Source organism: Aeromonas dhakensis (assembly GCF_000820305.1).
GTDB lineage: Bacteria > Pseudomonadota > Gammaproteobacteria > Enterobacterales > Aeromonadaceae > Aeromonas > Aeromonas dhakensis.
The window spans coordinates 266,081-284,067 of the sequence record NZ_CDBH01000045.1; the positions used below are offsets into that span (position 1 = coordinate 266,081).

Annotated in this window: 15 protein-coding genes and 1 other RNA gene; 10 read left to right on the forward strand and 6 right to left on the reverse strand. The window is 62.1% G+C overall.

Annotated elements, in window-relative coordinates:
• Positions 1-60: 60 nt before the first annotated feature.
• Entirely contained in the window at positions 61-864 is an 804-nt protein-coding gene (gene suhB, locus BN1143_RS12600; RefSeq protein WP_005299686.1) for an inositol-1-monophosphatase, read from the reverse strand.
• Positions 865-1,066: 202 nt separating this feature from the next.
• Here suhB and BN1143_RS12605 point away from each other — a divergent pair, with 202 nt between their 5' ends.
• The 3 genes from BN1143_RS12605 (at position 1,067) to emrD (ending at position 3,820) form a co-directional block, all read left to right on the forward strand.
• Positions 1,067-1,522, forward strand: a complete 456-nt coding sequence (locus tag BN1143_RS12605; RefSeq protein WP_042050870.1) for a hypothetical protein — start codon at positions 1,067-1,069, stop codon at positions 1,520-1,522.
• Between the two features lie 186 nt (positions 1,523-1,708).
• Positions 1,709-2,371 carry a glutathione S-transferase family protein gene (locus tag BN1143_RS12610; RefSeq protein WP_005299690.1) on the forward strand — a complete coding sequence of 221 codons (663 nt, stop codon included), beginning with the start codon at positions 1,709-1,711 and terminating at the stop codon, positions 2,369-2,371.
• A 249-nt stretch (positions 2,372-2,620) separates the two neighbouring features.
• Positions 2,621-3,820: a multidrug efflux MFS transporter EmrD gene (gene emrD, locus BN1143_RS12615; protein WP_042050872.1), complete on the forward strand. Its 1,200-nt coding sequence runs from the start codon at positions 2,621-2,623 to the stop codon at positions 3,818-3,820.
• A 149-nt stretch (positions 3,821-3,969) separates the two neighbouring features.
• Here the strand turns inward: emrD and ssrS are convergent.
• Together ssrS and zapA are read right to left on the reverse strand one after the other, a co-directional pair.
• Positions 3,970-4,152: non-coding RNA, 6S RNA (gene ssrS / locus BN1143_RS22005), on the reverse strand.
• A 16-nt stretch (positions 4,153-4,168) separates the two neighbouring features.
• Entirely contained in the window at positions 4,169-4,501 is a 333-nt protein-coding gene (gene zapA, locus BN1143_RS12620; RefSeq protein WP_005299694.1) for a cell division protein ZapA, read from the reverse strand.
• A gap of 173 nt (positions 4,502-4,674) precedes the next feature.
• Between zapA and BN1143_RS12625 the strand changes: the two genes are divergently transcribed.
• From BN1143_RS12625 to gcvP, 6 genes are all read left to right on the forward strand, one after another.
• Positions 4,675-5,244 (forward strand): UPF0149 family protein, encoded by a 570-nt coding sequence (locus BN1143_RS12625; RefSeq protein WP_005299696.1) that lies wholly within the window; start codon positions 4,675-4,677, stop codon positions 5,242-5,244.
• Positions 5,245-5,427: 183 nt separating this feature from the next.
• A complete protein-coding gene (gene ubiH, locus BN1143_RS12630; protein WP_042050874.1) occupies positions 5,428-6,645 on the forward strand; it encodes a 2-octaprenyl-6-methoxyphenyl hydroxylase in 1,218 nt (405 codons plus the stop codon).
• 88 nt (positions 6,646-6,733) lie between these two features.
• Positions 6,734-7,981 (forward strand): FAD-dependent 2-octaprenylphenol hydroxylase, encoded by a 1,248-nt coding sequence (locus tag BN1143_RS12635; RefSeq protein ID WP_042050875.1) that lies wholly within the window; start codon positions 6,734-6,736, stop codon positions 7,979-7,981.
• Between the two features lie 479 nt (positions 7,982-8,460).
• Positions 8,461-9,558, forward strand: a complete 1,098-nt coding sequence (gene gcvT, locus BN1143_RS12640) for a glycine cleavage system aminomethyltransferase GcvT (protein WP_017786684.1) — start codon at positions 8,461-8,463, stop codon at positions 9,556-9,558.
• A 107-nt stretch (positions 9,559-9,665) separates the two neighbouring features.
• Positions 9,666-10,055, forward strand: coding sequence for a glycine cleavage system protein GcvH (gene gcvH, locus BN1143_RS12645; protein WP_010634317.1), 390 nt, complete (start codon positions 9,666-9,668; stop codon positions 10,053-10,055).
• Positions 10,056-10,308: 253 nt separating this feature from the next.
• Positions 10,309-13,185 carry an aminomethyl-transferring glycine dehydrogenase gene (gcvP, locus tag BN1143_RS12650; RefSeq protein WP_042050876.1) on the forward strand — a complete coding sequence of 959 codons (2,877 nt, stop codon included), beginning with the start codon at positions 10,309-10,311 and terminating at the stop codon, positions 13,183-13,185.
• Positions 13,186-13,365: 180 nt separating this feature from the next.
• Here gcvP and BN1143_RS12655 read toward each other — a convergent pair whose 3' ends face one another.
• Positions 13,366-14,664, reverse strand: a complete 1,299-nt coding sequence (locus BN1143_RS12655; RefSeq protein WP_024941364.1) for an anaerobic sulfatase maturase — start codon at positions 14,662-14,664, stop codon at positions 13,366-13,368.
• Positions 14,665-14,776: 112 nt separating this feature from the next.
• Complete coding sequence (locus BN1143_RS12660; RefSeq protein WP_082038543.1) at positions 14,777-16,318, reverse strand: arylsulfatase; 1,542 nt, start codon at positions 16,316-16,318, stop codon at positions 14,777-14,779.
• Between the two features lie 471 nt (positions 16,319-16,789).
• Here BN1143_RS12660 and BN1143_RS12665 point away from each other — a divergent pair, with 471 nt between their 5' ends.
• Entirely contained in the window at positions 16,790-17,539 is a 750-nt protein-coding gene (locus BN1143_RS12665; RefSeq protein WP_042050879.1) for a class I SAM-dependent methyltransferase, read from the forward strand.
• Between the two features lie 92 nt (positions 17,540-17,631).
• Here the strand turns inward: BN1143_RS12665 and BN1143_RS12670 are convergent, their stop codons facing one another.
• Positions 17,632-17,877: a hypothetical protein gene (locus BN1143_RS12670; RefSeq protein ID WP_005299713.1), complete on the reverse strand. Its 246-nt coding sequence runs from the start codon at positions 17,875-17,877 to the stop codon at positions 17,632-17,634.
• Between the last annotated feature and the right edge of the window lie 110 nt (positions 17,878-17,987).

Genomic DNA, 17,987 nt, shown 5'->3' on the forward strand with positions numbered 1-17,987 from the left:
TGAAAAGGTCATAAAAAACCCGGCCTGAGCCGGGTTTTGATGAGTGCGGGTAGTGCTGGCTTACTTGGCCAGGGATTCCGGCAGCTCTTCGCGGATCTTGCCCAGCATCTCTTTCAGGACGCGAGGGTTGGCCACCACGATGTTGCCGGAGTTCTCGTAGTTGTGACCACCGACGAAGTCGGTGACGATAGCGCCAGCCTCTTTGGCCAGCAGCTCACCGGCAGCGGTATCCCAGGGCTTGAGGCCGATTTCCCAGAAACCGTCGACGCGACCGGCAGCCACATAGGCCAGATCCAGCGCGGCGGAGCCGGCACGACGGATGTCGGCACACTCGATGAACATGCTCTGGAACATCTTCAGGTACGGCTCGATGTGGTGCTTCTGCTTGAACGGGAAACCGGTGGCCAGGATGGTGCCGGCCAGCTCTTTGGCCTTGCCGACACGGATGCGGTAGCCATTCAGCTGGGCGCCGCTGCCACGGGTGGCAGTGAACAGCTCGTCACGGATCGGATCGTAGATCACGGCTTGTTCGGTCTTGCCCTTGACGCGCAGGGCGATGGAGACGGCAAAGTGCGGAATGCCTTTGACCAGGTTGGTCGTGCCATCCAGTGGGTCAATGATCCATTGGTAGTCCGGATTGGTACCGGCAATCTCACCAGACTCTTCAGCCACGATGCTGTGTTCCGGGTAAGATTTTTTGATGGTGTGAATGATGGCCGCTTCGGCTTCACGGTCAACGTTGGTCACGAAGTCATTGCTGCCCTTCTGGATAACCTCGATGTTCTCGGGTTGAGAAAAGGCTTTTACTACTACTTGACCGGCGTTGCGCGCAGCGCGCACGGCGATATTCAGCATCGGATGCATAGGTTCACCACTGGATGTTAAAGAACGGGGGAATAAAAGGACGCGGTATCATACCAGTCTTTTCGACAATGGCAACTGTTATACGTTATCGCTCCGGCCTTGGCGACTGCCAGATCTGACGGCTCCAATATAGGCTCTTTTTGGTCTAGTCTTATGGGCAGCAGCCGAATAACAGGCTGCCTTGAGCATAGGGACGTGGATCATGAATTTGTCATTAGTGAGTCAAAAACCGTCGGCAACCTCCACCCAGGGTTTGCTGGCCGCCTTGCGGAACTCGACCGGATACGGCGACTACTTCAACGAGCTAACCATTACCCAGCCATCCCACTGGCAACCCAGCAAGGAAGAGGCGGCCATCCTGCTGCTGGACGGGGATGCGGCCTGGCCCGAGTTTGCCTGGCAGCGCAACAGCGATACCTTCGGGTTGCCGGTGTTGCCGCTGCTGATGCGCAAGGGAGACGGTACCCTCACCATTCAGGGGCCGGATGTGCGGGACCCGCGCTTCTATTTCGTCTCCAACGGCATCGTGCTGGAAGAGTCTGAACTTGCCGATCCCGCCTGCAGCCGGGTGCTGCTGAACAAGCTGGAGTCCTACTTCCCGCTGCTTTCCCGCCTCATTCTGCTGCGCCAGCGTCAACCCATGGGGCTGTGCAACTAGCCCCTTCCTTCCCTGCGCCGGGCTGTTCAAGCGGCACAATATTTGTCATAACTGACCGGTATTGTGCCGCTTCGTCATGTTCAGGCCGGGGGATGTCCATGTTGTCCATCCCGCTGCGTTTCTCTGGCCGACATGGGCGAGGCCCTATCCGTCCTGTGCCAATGTGTGAATCACAAGGAGTCCATGATGATCGATTTTTATACCGCCGCCACCCCGAACGGCTTCAAGGTGGCGATTGCCCTTGAAGAGCTGGGCTTGCCCTACCGTGTCATTGCGCTCGACCTGTCGGCGCTGGATCAGAAGAAACCCGAGTTTCTGGCCATCAACCCCAACGGCCGCATTCCGGCCATCGTCGATCGGGACAACGGGGACTTCGCGGTGTTCGAGTCGGGTGCCATTCTTCTCTATCTGGCCGAGAAGGCAGGCAAGCTGCTGCCGGCGGATCCCAAGCGCCGCTCCCAGGCCATTCAGTGGTTGATGTTCCAGATGGGGGGGGTCGGGCCCATGATGGGGCAGGCCAACGTCTTCTATCGCTACTTCCCGGAGAAGATCCCGGCCGCCATCGAACGCTATCAGAAGGAGGGACGCCGGCTGTTCGAGGTGCTCGACAGCCATCTGGCCCAGCACGAATATCTGGCCGACGAGTACAGCATCGCCGACATCGCCACCTGGCCCTGGGTGCGTATCTATGACTGGAGCGGTATCTCCATCGAGGGGTTGCCCCATCTGCAAGCCTGGATGGACCGGATGGCTGACAAGCCGGCCTGCCAGAAGGGGATCACCATACCGCCGCGCAACGAGAAGCCGGAAGATCTGGTCAAGCAGGCCCAGCAGATGGTAACGCGTTGATTTTTATCGTTGACGGGGCCTAAAACCCCGTCGCATTAGAAAAACTAAGGAAAGCTGATTATAAAGATTCGTTCGTTTTTCGTGATCTGAATCACTAAGATGACGGCAAGCCATGGGAGTGTCCTGCTCCCGGCCGGTGCGGGTTCTCCGCCTTGAGTTTTCACCTTTGATTGACCCTGTTTGTTGGATCCCCTCTGCGGTTTTCTGCCAGAGGCGGGCAGCTTTTCGATGATTTTTCGGGACTGAGATATGTATCGGCACAGTTTTTATCCGCTGTTTTTTCTGACCATTCTGATGGTCGCTGTGGGCCAGATGACCCAGACCCTCTACGTGCCCTCCATTCCCATGATGGCGGGGGACTTCAACGTGGCCTCCGGCCAGCTGCAGGCGGTGATGGCCTGCTACCTGATCCCGTACGGCCTCTCCCAGTTTCTCTACGGTCCTTTGTCGGATCGTATCGGCCGTCGCCCCATCATCATCATCGGCATGATGGTGTTTCTGGTGGGTACCCTGACCATCCAGCTGATCCCGAGTTTCATGGCGCTGCTGGCGGGCAGCTTCATCCAGGGGCTGGGGACCGGGGCCGGCGGCGCCATGAGCCGCACCCTGATGCGCGACCGCTACACTGGCGCCGAGCTCAACCGCGCCAACAGCCTGGTCAGCATGGGGGTGATCTTCTCCCCGCTGCTGGCCCCCGTGCTGGGTGGCTGGCTGACCGAGTTGTTCAACTGGCGTGCGGGCTACTGGTTCCTGTTCGGCTTTGGCGCCGTGGCGACCCTGGCCATACTGGCCTGGTTCGTCGAAACCTTGCCGGAGGAGGCCCGTCAGCAGCCGCTGCGAGTCGGTGCCGCCTATCGCCACGTACTCGGCAACCCGCGTTTTCAGGGCAACCTGCTCTGCCTGATGGCGACCTTCGCCGGTCTGGCGGTCTTTGAAGCGGCCGCCGGCGTGCTGCTGGGCGACGTGCTCAAGCTGAGTGCCCGTACCGTCAGCGTGCTGTTCGTGCTGCCGCTGCCCGGCTATCTGTTCGGTGCCTGGCTCTCTGCCAAGCTGAGTTTTCGCCTGAGCCAGGGCAAGCTGATGCGCCTTGGCATCGCCTTCCTGGCGCTGGGGTCACTCATCATCCTGCTGCCCGGTCTGTTCGGGATAGTGAGTGCCGCTTCCCTGGTGGGTGGGGCTGCCGTCTACTTCATCGGTAGCGGTATCCTCTATCCGACCGCCACCTCCTGCGCCATCGAGCCCTTCCCGGGCCAGGCGGGCACCGCCGGTGCCATCCTCGGCGGCATGCAGAACCTGGGGGCCGGCATCGTGACCCTGCTGGCGGCCTGCTTCCCGATGGAGGGGCAGGTGACCCTGGGCGCCATCATGACACTGATGGTGCTGATCGTGGCGCTGAGCTTCCTCTGGTTGCGCCACCACGGTTCGCCCCACGAGCAGATGGCCGTGTGAGCCGGATGATGTGAAAAAACCCGCCCGAGTTGGCGGGTTTTTTATGGGCCGCCGATGGGGGGCTGATATGCCGGATGACTGAAACGGGGAAGGGACTGCCGCGCAGGCAAAGAAAAAGCCCGTCACGCTGGTGACGGGCTTCTTGCTGTTGGTACCCCGGAGATGCCGTTGCCGGTTTGGGCCCTTGAACCGTCGGTTCAAGGCGGGGATCGGATCTGACCGCAGGCTTCTCGGTCGTGCCGAGCATGCGCAATAGCCAGAAGGCAGATCCCCTGTTTGGTATGAATATCGGCTCGGGGACTTGAACCGGCTGACAAACACCCCAGGGAATTTCAAAAACGTTGCGAGTTAGGGTTGTACGCCTTCGTCGCTGGATTCGCCATATTGTCCGTGCTCGATCAAGGCCGCTTCGATGGTGCGTTGCAGCATCTTGATCCGCTTGTCCATGGTCTCAGAGTATTGGTGATTCTTGTCTTTTTCAAGACAGAGCTCATGGCAGAAATTGAGTGCTGCCATCACCGCCAGCTGTTCATTGCTGGAGACCTTGGAGCGTTGACGCAGCTCGATGAGTTTATCAGTCAGCTGGTCGGCGGCCTGGCGCAGGGCATCCTGCTGTCCCAGGGGACAGGATACCTTGTAGGGACGTCCCAAAATGACGATTTCTACGGCCTCTGTGCTCATGCCTTCCTCAATACGGCGGAGTGTCATTCCGCCTTTATCCACGTGGACAACTGGGCGGGACTATATAGCGCAGATGCAGAAGTTTCAAGGCCTTGCTGGCTCTGGAAGGGGGAGAATGCTAGGATCCTGACCATTAATTCTGCATATTTGCCTGAACTTTGAGCGGATCTTCGATGAGCAAAACGAACCCCCTGAAATACGCGGCCGTGGCCGACCTGATGGAACAGCACGAGCTGATGGCAACGGCTGTAGAGGCCCATGGCGTGATCTGCGGTCTGGTGTGCGGTGGTGTGGCTCTGGACGACAAGAGCTGGCTGCCCCATTTCAACGATCTGGTCAACGACGGTTTCGGTCTGCCGGCCCCGGTGCGCCAGGTGATGACCGATCTCTATCATGAGGTGATCGAGAGCCTGATGGCCCAGAAAGGGGTCGAGCTGCTGCTGCCAAGCGACGAAGCGCCCCTCGACGAGCGCATCGATTCGCTGGTGGACTGGTCCCAGGCCTTTCTGGCCGGTTTCGGCGTGGTGCAGCAAGAGCTCTCCAAGGCCTCCGAAGAGCTGCAGGAGATGATCCAGGACATCGCCAGCATCACCCAGGTCTCCGCCGAGTTCGATCAGGAAGATGAAGAGAACGAAGCCTCCTTCCTGGTGCTCTACGAACACGTGCGCCTCGGGGTCATGATGGCGTTTGAAGAGTTTGGCAAGCGGCCGGATGCTCCGAGCACCCCGCCGACCCTGCACTGAGTCGAGCAAGCTTGAAAAAGAGCGCCTGGTGGCGCTCTTTTTACATCTGGATGTTGCCCGCGCCGGCTGGCCGTGATGAGGCAAGTAACGACAGGGACTGCGCTTTTTTGCCCGTGGCTTCGCATCCCGACCCCACGCTTTGTGTTAGCATGACCCCACGTTTTCAGCTTTTCCCCTGATCTCATGTCTCAATCTGATCTGAACCACGTCGATGTGGCCATCGTCGGTGGTGGAATGAGCGGCGCCGTGCTGGCGCTCTCCCTCGCGGCCCTGCCAGGGCCCAAGCCCCTGCAGATCCTGCTGCTGGAGGCGAGCGCCCCCGAGCTCAATGCACACCCCGGCTTCGATGCCCGCGCCATCGCGCTCTCCGCCGGCACTTGCGAGGCGCTGGCCCGGCACGGGCTCTGGCCCCGCTTTGCCCCCCATTGCAGCCCCATCACCCGCATTCATGTGTCGGATCGGGGCCACTTCGGCCAGGCCGGATTGACGGCTGCCGAGTATGGCCTGTCTGCCCTCGGCCAGGTGATCGAGCTGTCGGCGGCGGGCATCGAGTTGCAACAGGCGATCGCCGCCTGCCCGCAGATCCGCATGCTGTGCCCGGCTCAGCTCGAACGGGTGGAGCCGCTGACGGAGGGGGTGAACCTGACCCTGGCGGACGGCGAGCGTTATCAGACCCGTCTGCTGGTGGCGGCCGATGGCGGCAACTCCTTCGTGCGCCAGCAGTGCAAGCTGGCGGTGAGCCGTCACGACTACGGCCAGAGCGCCATCATCGCCACCGTCAAGACGGCCGAGGATCCGGCCGGTCAGGCATTCGAGCGTTTCACCCAAGGGGGGCCGCTGGCGCTGCTGCCGATGCAGGGGGGGCTCTCCTCCCTGGTCTGGAGCGTGGCGCGGGCTGAGGCGCCGGCCTTGATGGCGCTCGATGACGCCGCCTTTCTGGCCCGCCTGCAGCAGGCTTTCGGCTGGCGCCTCGGTCGCTTCCTGCAAACCGGCCAGCGCCACGTCTATCCGCTGGTGCTGACGGTGGCTGACTACCCGCTGGCCCAGCGCACCGTGCTGGTGGGCAACGCCGCCCATCTGCTGCACCCCATCGCCGGCCAGGGCTTCAACCTCGGCATGCGCGATCTGGACCTGCTCACCCGCGCCGTCGGTCAGGCCCTGGCGGCGGGGGAGGATATCGGCAGCTTCAAGGTGCTAAACGGTTACTGGCAGCAGCGCAAGGGGGATCAGGCGCAGACGGTCTGGCTTACCTCCTCGCTGGCCCAGCTCTTCTCCAATGATCACGACCCGCTGGTGGCGGGCCGCAACCTGGCGCTCTCCCTGATGGGGCGGCTGGACTGCCTCAAGGCGCCGCTGGCCTCCCGCACCCTGGGCTTTGTTGCCGACCTGTGCCGCCCCTGATACGGGTCACAGCTTGCGTATTGAAGGGGTCTGCCTGCGGGCGCCCCCTCGCTGATCCCGGCGATCAGCCCTGAAAGGATATAAAACGATGCAGATGCAAAACGTGGATGTGGTGATTGTGGGGGGCGGCATGGTGGGCCTGGGGCTCGCCGCTGCGCTCAAGGGGAGTGCGCTCAAGGTGGCCGTAGTCGAGGGCCAGTTGCCTGACCCCGTGCTTGACGAGGCGCCGGACAACCGGGTCAGCGCCCTGAGTCTGGCCAGCCAGCGCATCCTGCAGCAGGTGGGCGCCTGGCGCGGCATTGAGGCCCGCCGCCTGCAGCCCTACGTGCAGATGGAGGTGTGGGAGCAGGACAGCTTTGGCCGGATCGCCTTCGATGCCGCCAGCCTGCGTCAGCCCGAGCTCGGCCACATCGTCGAGAACCGGGTCATCCAGCTGGCGCTGCTGGAGGCGATTCTCGATGACAGTAAAGGGGCCAACAACATCCAGCTGCTGAGCCCGGCCCGGGCGAGCAGCCTGCAAAGCGGTGAGGCAGGCTCCCTGCTGCTGCTGGAAGATGGCCGCGCGCTGTCGGCCAAACTGGTGGTGGCGGCCGATGGCGCCCACTCCTGGGTCCGTCGGCAGGCCGACATTCCGCTCACCAGCTGGGATTACGGCCATCACGCCCTGGTGGCGACGGTACGTTGTGCCGAGCCCCACGAGGCGGTGGCGCGTCAGATCTTCACCCCCGAGGGGCCGCTCGCCTTCCTGCCCCTGTGGCAACCGGATCTCTGCTCCATCGTCTGGTCGCTGCCGGCCGCTCGTGCCGAGGCACTCTGTCAGTGCGATGACGAGCAGTTCAACCGCCAGCTCACCACCGCGTTCGACGGCCGCCTCGGCCTGTGCCAGGTGGAAGGGGCGCGCAGCGCCATCCCGCTCACCGCCCGCTATGCCCGCGACTTTGCTCGCGAGCGGCTGGTGTTGGTAGGGGATGCCGCCCACACCATACACCCGCTGGCGGGGCAGGGGGTCAACCTGGGGCTGCTGGACGCCGCCGCCCTGGCCGAGCAGATCCTGCGCAATCAGGCGGCGGGCAAGGATATCGGTCTGCTCGCCAATCTGCGCGGCTACGAGCGCTGGCGCAAGAGCGAGGCAGCCAGCATGCTGGCGGCGATGGAGGGGCTCAAGCGGCTGTTTGCCGGCAGCAACCCGCTCAAGAAGCTGGTGCGTGGGGCCGGGCTGTGCGCCTTCGATCTGCTGACGCCGCTCAAGCAAAGCGTGATCCGGGCCGCCATGGGGTTAGAGGGTGAGTTGCCGGCCTTGGCCAAGGGGAACAATTTGCCGACCCGGCCGAAGTAAGAGGGTGATCCGGGCCGCCATGGGGCTGGAGGGGGAGCTGCCCGCGCTGGCCAAGGGTGAAAAAATCTAATAATACTCGGGTGTTTTCACAACAAAACTAATGTGAGGAGGCTGATGACCCGGTTTGGGCATCAGCCTTTAATCTGGGCGGACGGCGAAACGTTTTTCTCCAAATTGTGACGAAACGGTAAAAATCGAAATTTAATATCGTCATTACCGAGTTTGGTCTGTTTTTATCACTGTTTTTACCTTAGTGTCTGGAGTCTGTTGACTGGCGGTGGATTAGTTTTTTTTGAGCGGCATGCGCGTCCGCTTGGCATATAATCCGCTGCGTTCAAGGAATCACTCCGGCCTTGCGGGCCGGAACGAGCACAGACTCAGGCACTCTCTGCTCTTGCTGCGACCCCGGTGAACCGCCGGAGGGCGGCCGGGCGGGGCGGATCGTGAGTGTTGTCGCGAACGCTTAAGGAAACACAGCGATGATCCAGACTACAGTACTGCATCCCAAGCACCTGGAAGCCGGCGCCAAGATGGTGGACTTTCACGGTTGGGAAATGCCCATCAACTACGGCTCACAGCTGGAAGAGCACCATCAGGTGCGCACCGATGCCGGCATGTTCGACGTCTCCCACATGACCATCGTCGATTTGACCGGCGAGCGGGTCAAAGCCTTCCTGCAACACCTGCTGGCCAACGACGTGGCCAAGCTCACCCTCTTTGGCAAGGCCCTCTACAGCGGCATGCTGACTCCGGAAGGCGGCGTCATCGACGACCTCATCACCTATTACCTTGGCGAGACCTTCTACCGCCTGGTGGTCAACTCCGCCACCCGCGAGAAGGATCTGGCCTGGATCCGCCACCACGCCCAGGACTTCGGGGTGACCGTGACCGAGCGCCCAGAGCTCGCCATGATCGCTGTGCAGGGGCCCAACGCCAAGGCCAAGGCGGCCAAGGTGTTCAGCGCCGAACAAAATGCCGCAGTGGAAGGCATGAAGCCCTTCTTCGGCGTGCAGGCGGGCGAGCTCTTCATCGCCACCACCGGCTACACAGGTGAAGACGGCTACGAGATCGTGGTGCCGCAAGAGCAGGCGTGCGATCTGTGGCAGGCGCTGCTGGACAACGGCGTGGCCCCCTGTGGCTTGGGTGCCCGTGACACCCTGCGCCTCGAGGCTGGCATGAACCTCTACGGCCAGGACATGGACGAAACCGTCTCTCCGCTGGCCGCCAACATGGCCTGGACCATCGCCTGGGAACCGAGCGATCGCCAGTTCATCGGCCGCGCCGCGCTGGAAGCCCAGAAAGCCGCCGGCAGCCAGCCCAAACTGGTGGGCCTGGTGATGGAAGAGAAGGGCGTGCTGCGCAGCGGCATGCCGGTCACTTTCACCACCGCCGGTGGAGAAGAGCGGGAAGGTGTGATCACCTCCGGCTCTTTCTCGCCCACTCTGGGCTACAGTATTGCCCTGGCGCGGGTGCCCCGTGATATCGGCGAGCAGGCCTCGGTGGAGATCCGCAAGAAGCTGGTCACCGTGAAAGTGACCAAGCCGGCTTTCGTGCGCAACGGCCAGAAGCTGGTGTAACGACCCCATTGCGGCGAAGGGGCTACCCTTCGCCAGACCCCCTTGCCCCGGTAACGCCTGTCGAACGCGCCGGGGACAAGTGATCCAAGTGAATAAAGGAAGCACAAATGAGCCATATCCCGAGCGAACTGAAATATGCCACCTCCCACGAGTGGATCCGTGTCGAAGCCAACGGCGAGGCCGTGGTCGGTATCACCGAGCACGCCCAGGAGCTGCTGGGTGACATGGTGTTCGTCGATCTGCCGGAAGTGGGCAAGCAGGTCGGTGCCGGTGATGACTGCGCCGTGGCCGAGTCGGTCAAGGCTGCCTCTGACATCTACAGCCCGGTGAGCGGCGAGATCCTGGCCGTCAACGAAGAGCTGGAAGGCAGCCCCGAGCTGGTCAACTCCGACCCCTACGGTGCCGGCTGGCTGTTCCGCATCAAGCTGGATGACGCGGGCGAGCTCGCCAACCTGCTGGATGCCGAAGGCTACCAGAACGTGGTGGACGAAGAGTAATGCCCCCGGGCCCTGCCAATCGCGCAGGGCCCGTTTGTATGCATGCCCGTCGGCCAGGAGGCCGGCCGGTGAGGGTGAAGTCGTCCGTCCCGGTTTGCCCGCGGCAAACCGGGCAGCCACAAGACGATCCCCTGTCGCTATGAGCGACACCCGGTGCCGGCAGGGGCCACCCTGCCACCCGAACATGAGTGAAGCCGGCCGAGGCCGGCTGTCAGGCACTTAGTTATCAGGACTTTTTATCAGGAATAGGGAAATGACCCAGTCACTGTTTGAACTCGAGCAAAAAACCGATTTCATCCGCCGTCACATCGGGCCGGGTGAGGAAGATCTGCGCGCCCTGCTGGCCGTGGTGGGCGCCGAGAGCCTGGACGATCTGATTGAGCAGACGGTCCCCGCCGCCATTCGCCGGCCGGGCCCGCTCGGCATCGGTGCCTCCATGACCGAAGTGGAAGCGCTGGCCAAGCTCAAGGGCTATGCCGCCCAGAACAAGGTGGCCAAGAGCTACATCGGCATGGGTTATCACGACACCCACGTGCCCCACGTCATCCTGCGCAACGTGCTGGAAAATCCGGGCTGGTACACCGCCTACACCCCGTACCAGCCGGAGCTGGCACAGGGCCGTCTCGAAGCCCTGCTCAACTTCCAGCAGCTGACCCTGGATCTTACCGGCATGGATCTGGCCAGTGCCTCCCTGCTGGATGAGGCGACCGCCGCCGCCGAGGCGATGGCGCTGGCCAAGCGGATGGCCAAGTCCAAATCCCACCTCTTCTTCGTGGCCGACGACGTGCACCCGCAGGTGATCGACGTGGTCAAGGAGCGGGCGGTCCACTTCGGCTTTGACGTGGCAGTCGGCCCGGCCGAGCAGGCCTGCGCCGAAGAGGTGTTCGGTGCCCTGTTCCAGTACCCCACCACCACGGGGGAAGTGAAAGATCTGCGGGCGCTTATCGCCGCGGTGCAGGCCCAGAAAGGGCTGGCCTGCGTCAGTGCCGACCTGCTCTCCCTGCTGTTGCTCAAATCTCCGGGTGAGCTGGGTGCCGACGTGGTGCTGGGTTCGGCCCAGCGCTTCGGCGTGCCCATGGGCTACGGTGGCCCCCACGCCGCCTTCTTCGCCACCCGTGATGCCTACAAACGCTCCATGCCGGGCCGCATCATCGGCGTCTCCAAGGATGCCCGCGGCAAGGCCGCCCTGCGCATGGCGATGCAGACCCGCGAGCAGCATATCCGCCGCGAGAAGGCCAACTCCAACATCTGTACCGCCCAGGTGCTGCTGGCCAACATGGCGAGCTTCTACGCCGTCTACCACGGCCCGGTGGGACTGAAAACCATCGCTTTCCGCGTGCACCGTCTGACCACCATTCTGGCGCTCGGTCTGAAGGCCAAGGGCGTGGCCCTCAAGCATGCCAGCTGGTTCGATACCCTGACCGTACAGACCGCCGACAAGGCTGCGCTGATCGCCAAGGCCGAGGGGCTCGGCATCAACCTGCGCGCGGATCTGGACGGTGCGGTGGGTGTCTCCCTCTCCGAGACCACCACACGTGGCGATGTGGCCGAGCTGTTTGAACTGTTCCTGGGCACAGGGCACGGTCTGGACATCGAGGCCCTCGACAAGGCGGCCCAGACCCATCACGCCATCCCGCAGGATCTGCTGCGCATCGACGCCGTGCTGACCCACGAGGTGTTCAACAAGTACCACTCCGAGACCGAGATGCTGCGCTACATCCACCGTCTCGAAGCCAAAGATCTGGCCCTCAACTATGCCATGATTTCCCTGGGCTCCTGCACCATGAAGCTCAACGCTACCGCCGAGATGATCCCGGTGACCTGGCCCGAGTTTGGCAAGCTGCACCCGTTCGCCCCGCTGGCCCAGGCCAAGGGTTATCAGCTGCTGCTGGCCGACCTCGAAAACTGGCTGGTGAAGGTGACCGGTTACGATGCGGTCTGCATGCAGCCCAACTCCGGCGCCCAGGGCGAATACGCCGGTCTGCTCGCCATCAAGAAGTACCACGAGTCCCGCGGCGAGGGGCATCGCGACATCTGCCTCATTCCAGCGTCCGCGCACGGTACCAACCCGGCCTCCGCCCAGATGGCAGGCCTGCGGGTCATCGTGACCGCCTGTGACAAGTCGGGCAACGTGGATCTGGACGACCTGCGCGCCAAGGCCGCCGAGGCGGGGGATCAGCTCTCCTGTCTGATGGTGACCTATCCCTCCACCCACGGGGTGTACGAGGAGACCATCAAGGAGGTGTGCGACATCGTTCACCAGCACGGTGGTCAGGTCTATCTGGACGGCGCCAACATGAATGCGCAAGTTGGGTTGACGGCGCCGGGCTTTATCGGGGCGGATGTCTCTCACTTGAATCTGCACAAGACCTTCGCCATTCCTCACGGCGGTGGCGGCCCGGGCATGGGCCCCATCGGCGTGAAGAAACACCTGGCACCGTTCGTGGCCGGTCATGCCGTGGTCAAGACCGACAAGGAGAGCCGCAACAACGGCGCCGTGTCGGCGGCACCGTTCGGCTCGGCCAGCATCCTGCCCATCAGCTGGATGTATATCGCCATGCTGGGGGACGAGGGGCTGAAGAAATCCACCCAGGTGGCCATTCTCAACGCCAACTACCTGGCCAAGAAGCTGGGTGAATCCTTCCCCGTGCTCTACTCCGGTCGCAACGGTCGGGTGGCTCACGAGTGCATCCTGGATATCCGCCCGCTCAAAGAAGCCTCTGGCATCAGCGAGATGGACGTGGCCAAGCGGTTGATGGACTACGGTTTCCACGCGCCGACCATGAGCTTCCCGGTTGCGGGTACCCTGATGGTCGAGCCGACCGAGTCGGAATCCAAGCGCGAGCTGGACCGCTTCGTGGAGGCGATGACCGCCATCCGTGCCGAGATCGCCAAGGTGCAGGACGGCCACTGGAGCCTCGCCGACAACCCGCTGGTGCATGCCCCGCATACCCAGGATGACGTGATGGACGCTGAGTGGAATCGTGGCTACAGCCGCGCCGAGGCGGTCTTCCCGTCGGACGCCGTGCGCGCCGCCAAGCTGTGGCCGTCGGTCAACCGCATCGACGATGTCTACGGCGATCGCAACTTGTTCTGCTCCTGCATCCCGACCGAGGACTACGCCAAGTAAGCGCAGGTGCTCAGCGTGACCTGGTAAACAATGACCTGGTAAAAAAGGCCCTGCATCGGCAGGGCCTGGTCGGGCAATAGGGCTGAGCAGAGCTATCAAGGTGTCAAAATCCGAAACCCGTTGGCGGGTTTCGGATTTTTTTATGGGCATTTGGCAGACCCGGAACCGGGACCTGCCGGCTTATCTGCCCTGCTGCTGCGTCGTCAACACCTGGGCTATGCCTGCCAGTATGGGGGCGGCGTAGTCGAAGAAGTGCTTGATCCCGGGGCAGAGGTAGTTCAGGCCAAGCTCGCCATCCGGGGCCCTGATCAGGCGATTCTTGGGGCATTCGCCCCAGCAGAGCGTCAGGTAGGGGCACTGGCGGCAATATTCGGGCAGGCTGTCCCGCTTGGACATGCCAAAGGCCTCCTGGCGGGTGGAGAAGGCCATGTGGCTCAAGGGGCGTTGTTTGATATCCCCCAGCCGGTACTCCGGATAGACGAAGTGATCGCAGGAGAAGACGCTGCCATCGTGCTCGATGGCCAGGGCCTTGCCGCAAAACTCGGCGGTAACGCAGAGCTGGGAGGGGTATCCCATGGTCTGGGCCACGGCGGTTTCGAACAGATTGACCAGCACGCGCCCCAGGTCGTTGTTGACCCACTCCTCGAACACGGTTGCCAGAAAGGTGCCCCAGTCATCGGGATCCACCGACCAGTCCGTGACGATCGACATGGGGTGGCCAGGTTTGCTCAGCTCACTGCCGACCAGGGGCAGCATGCTGTCGTTCCAGAATTGCGGGGCCGTGCGCTTGAAGTCGCTGGCCTCGACGCAGGGGGTGAACTGGATGTAGCTGGCCCCCAGCTCCCGGGTCAGAAAGCGATACACCTCGAGGGGATATTTTGCATTGTGCCGGTTGATGACGGTCAGGGCATTGAAGGGAACCTGATGCTGGCGCAGCAGCGCGGCCGCCGCCATCACCAGATCGAAGGTGGGTTTGCCGCTGCGGGTCACCCGGTATTTGTCGTGCAGTGCGCGGGGCCCGTCGATGGAGAGACCGACCAGAAAGCCGTGCTCCTTGAGAAACCGGCACCACTCGTCATTGAGCAGGATGCCGTTGGTCTGCAGGTCGTTGCGGATGCTGACCCCGGGCGGGCAATGCTGTTGCTGTAGCGCCACTATCCGGCGAAAGTAGTCGATGCCGAGCAGAGTCGGTTCACCGCCCTGCCAGGAGAAGACGATCTCGTCGCCATCTTGCCCCTCTATGTAGCTGCGGATGAAGGTATCCAGCGTCTCTTCATCCATCCTGGGTTGTCTCGGTTGATGGAGCAGATCTTCCTTGTGCAGGTAGAAGCAATATTGGCAATCAATGTTGCACTTGGAGCCCCCCGGTTTGGCCATGACGTGGAAGCGGCGGGCATAGGCGCCGCTGCTGTCACGGCTGGCGGTTTTGAGCGGGGTGACGTCCAGGTGCGTCGTGTCACGGGTCCGGATCTTGTTCATCGTTACTCTGCTGGTGGCGGCGGGCGAGGTCGATACGGGGTGGATGTCTGACGAGGTGCCCAGCTCTGCCGCATGAAGAAGATGGCGGAGGGATAACCCTCCGCCGCGTGGTTTACTGCTGAGTTTTCTGCATGGCTTCCTGAATGACCTTGGCCATGTCGAAGGTGGTACTCCCCTGAACCGGCGGATACTTGACCAGGGTGTTGACGTGCTCGCCGACCATCTCGCTGACCGGTGCCAGCATCCAGGACATCTTCTGCAACAAGTGGCCGTTGGCATCGACGGAGTCGTAACTCTCGAACGGATCGGCTCTCAGGTTGTAGAGCTTGGGCTTGGAGAGCGGGGTGAGGTTGTCATAGTAGTTTTCGGCCACCGCGAAGTGGAACTTCCAGGGGCCGACTCGCACCGCAGAGAGCTTGTCCTCGAAGTAGTAGAAGATGGAGTCGCGAGCCGACTCCTTGCTCTTGCCTTCCCAGTAGGCGAGGTTGTTGACGCCATCTATGTACTGCTTCTTCTCGTCCATCATCTTCTTGTTGACGTCGGGGACACCCGCTGCCGCCGCCAGGGTGGTGAAGAGATCCTGGTGACCCTGGATGCCGTTGAGCACGCCACCCGCCGGGATCTGGGCCGGCCAGCGCGCCATCATGGGCACCCGGACGCCCCCCTCATAGGTGGTCATCTTCTCGCCGCGGAACGGCGTGGTGGCGCCATAAGGCCAGGAGGAGTGTTCCGGACCGTTGTCGGTGGTATAGATGACGATGGTGTTCTCTTTCAGCCCCCGTTTTTCCAGCTCGTCGAGCAGATAGCCGATGTCGCTGTCGTGCTGCATCATGCCGCTGCCATGGTAGTCGTATTCGCTGGTGTACTGCTCGGCTGCGTAGCGCCACTTGTCGTTGAGACGGGTATAGAGGTGCATGCGGCTGGTGTTGACCCAGGTGAAGAAGGGCTTGTCTTCCTTGATCGAGCCGTCGATGAACTTGAGGGCGGCCGGGATCATCTCGGCGCGGTCGAACTCCTTCATCCGCTCCTGACCCAGCGGGCCGGTATCGGTGCACTTCTGTTTGCCGACTTCGCCGAAACGCGGGTCAACCGTCTTGTCTTCGGTCTCGGTGGCATAGCAGTGCAGGACGCCGCGGGTACCGAACTTCTTGCTGTACGCCTCGAGCGAGCCTGAATACTGCTTGGCAAAATTCTGGTAATCCCGTTGCTCGTGTTCTTCCTGGGTATTGAGGTGATAGAGGTTGCCGAAGAATTCGTCGAAGCCGTGGACGGTCGGCAGGGCAAAGTTGTGATCCCCCAGGTGGTTCTTGCCGAACTGGCCGGTTTTGTAGCCGACTGCTTTGAGCACTTCGGCCAGAGATGGGGACTCTTTCTTCAGGCCCAGGGCGCCACCTGGCATGGCCACCGTCGTCATGCCGGAACGAATGGGGTACTGGCCGGTCAGGAAGGCGGCGCGGCCCGCTGTCGAACTCGGTTGGGCGTAGTGATCGGTGAACTTGATCCCCTCCTTGGCGATCCGGTCGATGTTGGGGGTGGTGTAACCCATGGTGCCCATGCCATAGGCGCTGACGTTCTGCCAGCCGATGTCGTCACCGAAGATGACCACTATGTTCGGTTTGTCTGTTTTTGCCATGACGCCGGCAGAGAGGAGCATGCTCACCGCCGCCGATATTTTCCCTAGTTGCATCTTTTCGCTCCGTGTAGGCTCAGAAAAAAACCTCGTTGGCCGAACGACTTGAGCATTCATGACACGACGGCCCGTTGAGCCCGGGGGCCTCATGCGAAGAATGACGCGGCAAGCCCCAGCTTATTACTTAACTGCCGACTAATAACCTGAATGTCAGTTGCGCCGTGTGCAGAGTGTGATGGCGATCTCATGTCGCCGAGCAGACCTGCGTGATCGAGTTGTGCGTGGCAGGCGTGACAGGAAAAGGGTGAGGCGCCTCTTTATTCCGGCGCCATGAGAGGTCAATCTGGTCAGATAGATGATGTGCCGCCTGCTCAGAAGGAGGGGGGCGCGTGGGTCTGTGCCCGCGGCAACCGGATGACCACGAGGTACATCGGTATGGGGCGCTGGCAAGGCAAGCTGCAGCGCCATCAGGTGGCGACATGGCAGGAGAGAGGAATGGACAATACCGAACGATTTTCAGCTCGCGTTGAGGCTTATGTGAAATACCGCCCCGGCTACCCGCCGGCCATGCTGGACTTTCTGGCCGATGAACTGGCCATGGGACCCGCTAGCCAGGTGGCCGACATAGGAGCGGGCACCGGCATTCTGACGGCGCTGCTGGCCCCCCGGGTGGAGCGGGTCTGGGCAGTGGAGCCGAATCAGGAGATGCGCGAGGCGGCGCAGCAGTTGCTGGCCGGGGTTGCCAATGTCGGCTGGTCTGACGGCCGGGCTGAGATCACCGGTCTGCCGGATGGCTGTGTGGATCTCATCACGGTGGCCCAGGCGTTTCACTGGTTCGATCGTCCCGCCTTCAAGCAGGAGTGTCGGCGCCTGCTAAAGCCAGGTGGCAGAGTGGCCCTCATCTGGAACGACAGGCTGACTGACACCCCGTTTCTAAAGGCCTACGAGGCGGGGCTGCGCACCTATTCGGGGGACTATGAGGAGGTCAATCATCGCAACCTGGGGGAGGCGGATTTTGCCGCCTTCTTCGAGGGATATTACCGGCTCGAGCGCTTCGCCAACCGTCAGCTGTTCGATCTCGACGGGGTGCTGGGGCGGCTCAACTCCTCCTCCTATGCCCCCGTGGCCGGTTCGCAGGCCCATACCGAGTTGACGGCGCTGATTGCCCGGGAATTTGAGCGCCACGCCGTCAACGGTGTGATTGCCTTCAATTACAACACCCTGCTCTACAGCGGTCGGGTGTAGCCGGGTCAGATAAAAGCGGCCCCTCGCATCGGGGGCGGAGGGGCCGCAAGTGGGTAGTGCAATAGGCTTGCTGCGCGTGAGTTGCCGCCGGGCTAACCCTTGTTCAGGCCCAGCATGGCCATCGCCTTGGCCAGAGTATCGACGGATTCCTGATGCTTGCCCGCATTGTGCAGCGCTTCGCCTTCGGCCCGCAGTTTCTTCACCTGTGCCAGTTGCTCGGTGCTCAAAGGCGGGGACTTGGCCAGGGCATCGTCAATCTTCTTCATGTCGGCGGGACAGTGAAAGGCAAGCACGCTGCCGGTAAAGAGCAGGGTTAACAGAAACAGGGCTGGTTTCATCTTGATTACCTCGCTGGTGGACATCAGCAAGGATAGACCTCACCGCCGCCCTTGTGTTGGCCGGCATCGCAACTCGATTCACTCTGCGAGAGGGGGTTGAGCTCTGCCCC

Coding starts and splice junctions, on each gene's coding strand:
- suhB (WP_005299686.1), bottom strand. CDS start 864: ATGCATCCGATGCTGAATATCGCCGTGCGCGCTGCGCGCAACGCCGGT.
- BN1143_RS12605 (WP_042050870.1), top strand. CDS start 1,067: ATGAATTTGTCATTAGTGAGTCAAAAACCGTCGGCAACCTCCACCCAG.
- BN1143_RS12610 (WP_005299690.1), top strand. CDS start 1,709: ATGATCGATTTTTATACCGCCGCCACCCCGAACGGCTTCAAGGTGGCG.
- emrD (WP_042050872.1), top strand. CDS start 2,621: ATGTATCGGCACAGTTTTTATCCGCTGTTTTTTCTGACCATTCTGATG.
- zapA (WP_005299694.1), bottom strand. CDS start 4,501: ATGAGCACAGAGGCCGTAGAAATCGTCATTTTGGGACGTCCCTACAAG.
- BN1143_RS12625 (WP_005299696.1), top strand. CDS start 4,675: ATGAGCAAAACGAACCCCCTGAAATACGCGGCCGTGGCCGACCTGATG.
- ubiH (WP_042050874.1), top strand. CDS start 5,428: ATGTCTCAATCTGATCTGAACCACGTCGATGTGGCCATCGTCGGTGGT.
- BN1143_RS12635 (WP_042050875.1), top strand. CDS start 6,734: ATGCAGATGCAAAACGTGGATGTGGTGATTGTGGGGGGCGGCATGGTG.
- gcvT (WP_017786684.1), top strand. CDS start 8,461: ATGATCCAGACTACAGTACTGCATCCCAAGCACCTGGAAGCCGGCGCC.
- gcvH (WP_010634317.1), top strand. CDS start 9,666: ATGAGCCATATCCCGAGCGAACTGAAATATGCCACCTCCCACGAGTGG.
- gcvP (WP_042050876.1), top strand. CDS start 10,309: ATGACCCAGTCACTGTTTGAACTCGAGCAAAAAACCGATTTCATCCGC.
- BN1143_RS12655 (WP_024941364.1), bottom strand. CDS start 14,664: ATGAACAAGATCCGGACCCGTGACACGACGCACCTGGACGTCACCCCG.
- BN1143_RS12660 (WP_082038543.1), bottom strand. CDS start 16,318: ATGCTCCTCTCTGCCGGCGTCATGGCAAAAACAGACAAACCGAACATA.
- BN1143_RS12665 (WP_042050879.1), top strand. CDS start 16,790: ATGGACAATACCGAACGATTTTCAGCTCGCGTTGAGGCTTATGTGAAA.
- BN1143_RS12670 (WP_005299713.1), bottom strand. CDS start 17,877: ATGAAACCAGCCCTGTTTCTGTTAACCCTGCTCTTTACCGGCAGCGTG.